Genomic DNA, 6761 nt, shown 5'->3' with positions numbered 1-6761 from the left:
AGTTCGTCATGCAGCTCGAGGCCCAGCTTTCCGAGCGTGGCGTCACCTTCGACCTGTCGGCGGACGCGATCGCCTGGCTCGCCGACAAGGGCTATGATGAGCGCATGGGCGCGCGGCCGCTCGGTCGTGTGATCCAGGAGCACATCAAGAAGCCATTGGCCGACGAGGTGCTGTTCGGCAAGCTCAAGAAGGGCGGCACGGTGCGCGTCACCGTCGAGAAGAAGGAAACCGGCGAGACCGGCCTGAAGCTCGAATCGCTGGCCGACGAGGCGCCGGTGAAGCCGAAGAAGGAAGAGCCGGAAGAAACGCCGAAGTCCAGAAAGGCCGTGGTGAAAAAGCCGACGGCCAAGAAGCTGGTGGCGCAGAAGCCCGAAGCCAAGGGCAAGGACGGCGGCAAGCGCAGCCTGGTGCCACAACTGCCCCGAAAGAACTGAACCTTACGAAAGTCAAGAAAGCCCCGGGCACGGGGCTTTTTTATTGGAGCGAGGGTAGGCATAATCGGCCAGATCATCACCCTGAACGGTGCGCCGCGATCGAAAAACAAGCATCGCCAAGGCTGTTCAGGGGTGCTTCGATGGCGTCTGGATCAATCTCGGTGTCGACGTTTGCGATCAGGCCATGCCGCCGCGCTATCGACCCGGGATGGGATTGCGGCCCGGTGGCGCGCCTGTGGCAGGAAGAGGTGCACCGGCCCGGTGTGTACGATCTGGAAGTCGACACGTCGCTCCTGAGCCCTGGGCAATGCGCGGACACGCTCGCAGAGCAGCTTCGGCAAGGACCGTATCCAACAGCGTTTCGGAAATTGTCCAACCCATCCAGCGCCGCCCTTGAGGCGTTTTGACCGGCATGCCGCCGCAGGCGAGTTCGTCCAGATCGGCGAATTTACATCCCGCAAAGGGCCGGCGATTGCATGGTGGAGCTCTCAGCGGCCGCGCTGTCCGACTCGAAACGGGTCAGCAAATATCCGCACGCCTTCCAGATCGCGACCATCAGGGATGCGCCCGCATAGCCATCCACGGCATAGTGCCAGCCAAGCACGACGGCTCCGACCATAATGACGCCCGCGAATAACCACATCACAACACCGGCCAGCCGAGACCGCCGCGTTGCATAGAGAGCGAACAGCACCGCCATCGCAACGTGCAGGGATGGGAAGGCGGATATACCGACGCTGCCGGTAGTTGCGCCGGTGTAGCCACCCCACAGCATATCCTGCGTGTTGAGCGCCCAGATTGGATAGATGCGATCGGCGGTGGCGAGTGCTTGCATGAGGGCGTGAAAGTCGTTGCCGAACCCCAATCGCTCGTAAAAGCAAGGGCCAGCCGACGACAGGCCCATCGCGAGGAAGAAGCCACCCAGCGTCCACACCGTCATGAAGCTCATCAGGAACTGGTGACGCAGCTTCGTATCCTTGCGTGCGATGCACACGGTGAAAACCGCGGTAATGAGCACGACGAACCAGAAATTGTAAGCGATGTTGATGATCTTCAATGCAAGCGGCGACTGGACGATAAACCACAACCATTCGTGCGGGGCTCGACCGAAATGCAGGATGCGGTCGGCCTGAGCCAATGCCTTGTCCCATGCAAACGGAGAGAGGATTGCAATGGCTCCCTTCAACACACCGATCGCGGATATGAAGGCAAGACCCGCACCCAGGCCATTCAGGCTGTTGGCAATGCGTTCGGCGTCGCCAAAGAATCTACCCAGTGACTTCAGGAAGGTGTGCAGCGGTTCGGTATCCCGCTGGACCAGCGCAAGATGGAGAAGCGTCCCAAGTGCAAAGGCTGAGCCGCAAATCCAGAAGGCGATGAAAAGATACTCAGCGTATTCCTCCAGAACGCCGAAATCCGGCATGTTTCCAGTGTGCCACCCGACTGCGCTTGCCAGAAGCAGCGCAGCGGCAGCCATAGCGTGCAGCAGCCGGTGTCGCCAAAAGGCATCCGCCAAGATGCCAAGAAAAGCACGCTCGACAATTGCCCCCGCCAGTGGGGCCGATGCCGCAACCGAATGTTCCATGGTTTTGAAGCCCCACAGCTCGCCACGCGTTAGCATTTTACCGTGAGATGGTTCGATATTTCCTAATCAGACGATTAGAGTTGCAAACGGTTGAGTCGGCACTGGGCACGGCCGGGCATTAGAATCGGCTTCTGGACTGAACGGCGCTTGTTAGTCCGATATTCTCGACCAGGTCCACCACATCATTGGCGGACCTCCCGCTCTCAATTTTTGAGTGCAGTCCGTATCTTTTCGGCGTTCCCGACCAGAATCTCCGGCTTCTCCATCTCGCCCGTGTGCGGCTTCAGCGGGATGCCGTCGAAGCGCGGAATGACATGCACATGCAGATGATAGACGGTCTGCCCCGAGGCCGGCTCATTGAACTGCATGACGGTGACGCCATCGGCGCCGAAGGCCTTTTTCACCGCCAGCGCCACTTTCTGAACGGCGCTCAAGAGATGGCCGAAAATTGACGGATCGGCATCGAGAAGGTTGCGCGACGGCGCTTTCGGCACCACCAGCGTATGGCCGGGCCCCTGCGGCATCACATCCATGAAGGCGATGACCGCGTCATCCTCGTAGACACGGTGCGAGGGAATTTCGCCGCGCAGGATCTTGGCGAAAATGTTGTCGGTATCGTAGGCGGCCTCGGTCATGGCGAACGCTCCGGATTGTGCCTTCGTGTAGCGAAGGCGTCGAAATTCGGCAAGATAATCGTCGCCCCCCAATCGGCCAACCGGGGCTACTCCTCGAGATCCTTGCGGAACGGGGTATGCTCTTCCAGATATTCGCTCATCCGCTCCACCTCCTGCCGTTCGCGCCGAAGATAGTCGGCGACGGCGTTGCGCAGGCCTGGGTGCGCAATGTAGTGCGCGGAATGCATGGTCACCGGCCGGTAGCCGCGCGCCAGCTTGTGCTCGCCCTGCGCTCCCGCCTCGACCACCTTGAGCTTGCGCTCGATGGCGAAGTCGATCGCCTGGTGATAGCAGACCTCGAAATGCAGGAAGGGATGGTCCTCGATGCAGCCCCAGTTGCGGCCATAAAGTGCATCCGAACCGATGAAATTGATCGCGCCGGCGATATAGCGCCCGTTGCGCCTAGCCATCACCAGGAGGATGTCGTCGGCCATGCGCTCGCCGATCATCGAGAAGAATTGACGATTGAGATAGGGCCGGCCCCATTTGCGACTGCCGGTGTCCATGTAGAAGGCGAAGAAATCGTCCCAGGCTTTCTCCGTGAGGTCCTTGCCGGTCAGCCGGTCGATTGAGATGCCTGGGGCAAGCGCTTCGCGCCTTTCCTTTTTCATCGCCTTTCGCTTGCGCGAGGCAAGGGTGGCGAGGAAGTCGTCATAGGTTGAAAAGCCTTCGTTGAAGAAATGGAATTGCTGGTCGGTGCGGTGCAGGAAACCGGCTGCTTCCAGCACCTCCACATCGCTCTCTTGCGCGAAGGTGACATGTGCGGAAGAGACACCGAGCTTTTGCGTCACCGCCTTCAGGCCCGCAGCGAGACCGGCCTTCACCTTGGCACTGTCCTCGCCCCTGGTGACCAGCAGGCGAGGGCCGGTGACCGGGGAGAACGGCACGGCACTTTGCAGTTTGGGATAGTAGCGGCCACCGGCGCGTTCGAACGCATCCGACCAGCCATGGTCGAACACATATTCGCCCTGGCTGTGCGATTTGAGATAACAGGGCACCGCGCCCAGCAATCTGCCCCGCCCATCCTCCAGCCTGAGATGGTGGCCCTGCCAACCAGTGCGGCGCACGGCGCATCCGGAATCCTCAAGGGCGCTCAGGAAAGCGAATGAAACCAAAGGATTGTAGCTGGTTTCTAAATCGCCGCGCGCAGTTCCCGCAAAGCCATTCCATTCATCACAGGTGAAGGCGCCGATGCCGGCGGCGACGCGGATCGAATAGTCCGCATTGGCCGTTTGTCCGTCACCCTCGTCGCCCTGATCCATGAGGCTTATTTAAGCTCCGTCCGGCCTGGTGCAAGTCACGTTTCAGACACTCAGGCGACTTTGACCAGATCGGGTTCGAACCCTTCGAACGTCATCTGATCGGCATATCTGAAGGTCAGGTCGACCGCCGGCTGGTCATGCACCGTCCAGGTGATAACAGGCATTTTCAGCCTTTCACGCACGAAGCTGACAAATGGGTTTGGCAGGTCGCCGGCGGCGTAGGAGGTGAAGGCGATCTCATGCGCCAGCATGGCGAAATGCGCCTCGATCAACCCGACGTCCTTGCCGTAGGCGGTGAGACCCCCTGGGATACCCGGCGCGTCCTTTGGGAAATCGCGGACCAGCCAATGGTCGAACGACATGATCGCCGCCTTGCCCTTGTAGCGCTTGAGCATCTTGCCGACGCTTGCCACCAGGCCTTCGTCATAGCCGGGCGTGCCTTTCAGCTCGACGACCAGTGGCACGCGGCCATCGACCAGGTCGAGCGCTTCCTGCAGCGTCGGCACATGGTCCGCCGTGCCACCGACCCTGAGCGCCGCGAGTTCAGCTGCGGTACGCTGCCAGACGAAACCATCCTGGCCGGTCAGGCGCTTGAGATCGCCGTCATGGATGATGACGGGAACGCGGTCGGACGACAGGTGCACGTCGCATTCGATGGCGTAGCCGCGTTCGGCGGCTGCGGCAAAGGCCGACAGCGTGTTTTCCCAGCGCGTCTTGTTCATGTCGTGGAAGCCGCGGTGGGCAACGGGCCGGGCGGTCAGCCAGGATAGGTCGGTCATATCTGTACCCTGGCTCATGCGACTTCGAAGATGGCTTCGATTTCCACTGCGGCATTAAGCGGCAGGCAGGCCGTGCCGACGGCGGAGCGTGCATGCTTGCCGCGCTCGCCAAGGGCGGCGACCAGGAAATCGGAGGCGCCGTTGGCAACCAGATGCTGCTCGACGAACTCGGGTGACGAGGCGACGAAAACGGTGATCTTCACCAGACGGCTGATCTTCTCGAGGTCGCCGAGTGCTGCCTTGGCCTGCGCCAGGATGTTGATCGCGCAGTATTTTGCCGCGTCCTTGCCGCCTGCCGTGTCGACGTCGCGGCCGAGCAGCCCGCTCGCCTGCAGCTTGCCGTCCTTGAGCGGCAATTGCCCGGCAGTGAACAGCAAATGGCCGGTCCTGCAATAGGGCACGTAGTTGGCGGCGGGCGCGGCGGCGACGGGAAGCGTCACACCCAGATCGCTTAGCCGCTTTTCGATTGTTTCACTCATGGTATTTCCCTATTGCTTGGTGACGCCGCGCCGGCCGGGCCGAAATTGCTATTTTTGCCTCGCTTCCGCCACGACTTTTTTTAAGCTGGACCATCTTTCCCTGCGGCCTGCCATCAGTCGCGACGATCGGAGTACCTCATGCGCGCAACGCGCCTCGCATTCCATGCCGTCCTGTTGTCGGGGATATTCTCGATAGGCCCTGTCTTCGCAGCGCCGGCGCTGCAAGCCCACCGCGCCGTCTACGATCTTACCCTGAAAAAGGCTTCCGATCAGTCCGGCATCACGGGTATATCCGGCCGCATGGTCTATGAGTTCAACGGCTCGGCCTGCGAAGGCTATACGGTGAAATTCCGCTTCGTCACCCAGATCGTCACCGCCGACAACACCAGGTTGACCGACCAGCAGACGACCACTTTCGAGGATGCCGAGGGCAAGACCTTTTCGTTCGTGACAAAGTCCTTCGTCGACCAGAATCTCGACAAGGAGGTCAAGGGCATCGCCACGAAAGAGACCAAGGGCCTCAAGGTCGACATCGACAAGCCTGAAAAGAACAGCGTCGAGCTCGCGACAACCCAATTCCCGACCCAGCATCTGGTCGAACTGATCGGCAAGGCCGAAAAGGGCGAGAATTTTTACGAAACCAACCTGTTCGACGGTTCCGAAGACGCCAACAAGGTGATGACCACCACCGTCGTTGTCGGCAAGAAAACCGATGCCGACAAGGCCGACCCGGAAGCTTCGCACTGGCAAAGCTCGCCACCGACAAATACTGGCCGGTCGACATCGCCTATTTCGACGACACCAACAAGACCGGCGAAGAGGTTCCGGAATACCGTATCAGCTTCAAGCTGCATGAGAACGGCATCACCCGCGATCTCGTCATGGACTATGGCGACTTCTCGATGACCGGCAAGCTGGTCAACCTGTCGCTGTTCGACCAGACAAAACCTTGTCCCGCCAAATAGTGCCTGTCTAGGCAGCTGATTTGCCACGGCACGGCGTGGTCGTAACGAACGACTTGAACGTGCCGCAATCGTCTCCCAACCTGCTTCCCAGCGTCCAGGCGCGAGGGGGATCAGCTTGAGCAGGATCGATACGTTCGTCGCGCCGCGGCCCAACCCGGCACTGATCAGGGCCATGACATCCGTCAACCGGATCGTCATGCTGCGCGGCATTCCCGGGTTTCGGGATCTGTTGCCGTTCAATCGCCTGGCCGGTCTGCGCGGCGTCTCAAATGTCCGCCATATCGACTTTCCCGACGCTGATCTTGAGCGGCTGAAGGCCAATTGCGGGGCAGGGAAGGCGACCTTCATTACGCCCAATCATCCCGAGTTCTTCACCGACTGGATGATCGACAAGGAAATCGTGTCGCAGGTCAGCCCGCTCACGGCCTCATGGGCGACCAATGGTGTCGTCAACGGCCTTGGCCGGCTGATGCAGAAGTTCTGGCTGGCCAACAATCTGATCGCCCAGATTCCCGGCAACAGCGGGGCAGCGAAGGAACACTCGATCGCCTGGGCCTTGAAAGGCCATGGCGTGCTGCTGCAT

General features: G+C 60.4%; 5 protein-coding genes and 4 pseudogenes. 4 read left to right on the top strand and 5 right to left on the bottom strand.

Annotated features, from left to right (window positions below; all coding sequences use genetic code 11):
• Positions 1-434: pseudogene (gene clpA, locus EN925_RS17290) on the top strand (ATP-dependent Clp protease ATP-binding subunit ClpA); the annotation flags it as partial.
• A gap of 60 nt (positions 435-494) precedes the next feature.
• Positions 495-841 (top strand): annotated as a pseudogene (locus EN925_RS17285) (hypothetical protein).
• Positions 842-882: 41 nt separating this feature from the next.
• Here EN925_RS17285 and EN925_RS17280 read toward each other — a convergent pair.
• The 5 genes from EN925_RS17280 to EN925_RS17260 all read right to left on the bottom strand — a co-directional run bounded on the left by EN925_RS17280 (position 883) and on the right by EN925_RS17260 (position 5213).
• Positions 883-2019, bottom strand: a complete 1137-nt coding sequence (locus EN925_RS17280; RefSeq protein ID WP_245460910.1) for a phosphatase PAP2 family protein — start codon at positions 2017-2019, stop codon at positions 883-885.
• A 203-nt stretch (positions 2020-2222) separates the two neighbouring features.
• The gene (locus EN925_RS17275) at positions 2223-2654 is read right to left on the bottom strand and encodes an HIT family protein (RefSeq protein WP_013531772.1); all 432 of its coding nucleotides are present in this window, start codon (positions 2652-2654) and stop codon (positions 2223-2225) included.
• An 86-nt stretch (positions 2655-2740) separates the two neighbouring features.
• A complete protein-coding gene (locus tag EN925_RS17270; RefSeq protein ID WP_013531771.1) occupies positions 2741-3955 on the bottom strand; it encodes a GNAT family N-acetyltransferase in 1215 nt (404 codons plus the stop codon).
• A 50-nt stretch (positions 3956-4005) separates the two neighbouring features.
• Positions 4006-4734: a glycerophosphodiester phosphodiesterase gene (locus EN925_RS17265; RefSeq protein WP_024503355.1), complete on the bottom strand. Its 729-nt coding sequence runs from the start codon at positions 4732-4734 to the stop codon at positions 4006-4008.
• Between the two features lie 14 nt (positions 4735-4748).
• On the bottom strand, positions 4749-5213 hold the full coding sequence (locus tag EN925_RS17260) for a RidA family protein (protein WP_127368436.1): 465 nt from the start codon (positions 5211-5213) through the stop codon (positions 4749-4751).
• A 138-nt stretch (positions 5214-5351) separates the two neighbouring features.
• Between EN925_RS17260 and EN925_RS17255 the strand changes: the two are divergent.
• A pseudogene (locus EN925_RS17255) lies at positions 5352-6178 on the top strand (cell envelope integrity EipB family protein).
• A gap of 115 nt (positions 6179-6293) precedes the next feature.
• A pseudogene (locus tag EN925_RS17250) lies at positions 6294-6761 on the top strand (hypothetical protein); the annotation flags it as partial.

Source organism: Mesorhizobium sp. M7A.F.Ca.US.006.04.2.1, assembly GCF_004022915.1.
GTDB classification, from domain to species: domain Bacteria; phylum Pseudomonadota; class Alphaproteobacteria; order Rhizobiales; family Rhizobiaceae; genus Mesorhizobium; species Mesorhizobium ciceri.
The sequence above is the reverse complement of the archived record's forward strand: the minus strand, read 5'-3'. Positions and strand labels throughout refer to the sequence as shown.

Bases quoted from the DNA above. Each gene is read 5' to 3' on its own strand.
- EN925_RS17260 (WP_127368436.1), bottom strand. From the start codon at position 5,213: ATGAGTGAAACAATCGAAAAGCGGCTAAGCGATCTGGGTGTGACGCTT.
- EN925_RS17275 (WP_013531772.1), bottom strand. From the start codon at position 2,654: ATGACCGAGGCCGCCTACGATACCGACAACATTTTCGCCAAGATCCTG.
- EN925_RS17270 (WP_013531771.1), bottom strand. From the start codon at position 3,955: ATGGATCAGGGCGACGAGGGTGACGGACAAACGGCCAATGCGGACTAT.
- EN925_RS17280 (WP_245460910.1), bottom strand. From the start codon at position 2,019: ATGGAACATTCGGTTGCGGCATCGGCCCCACTGGCGGGGGCAATTGTC.
- EN925_RS17265 (WP_024503355.1), bottom strand. From the start codon at position 4,734: ATGACCGACCTATCCTGGCTGACCGCCCGGCCCGTTGCCCACCGCGGC.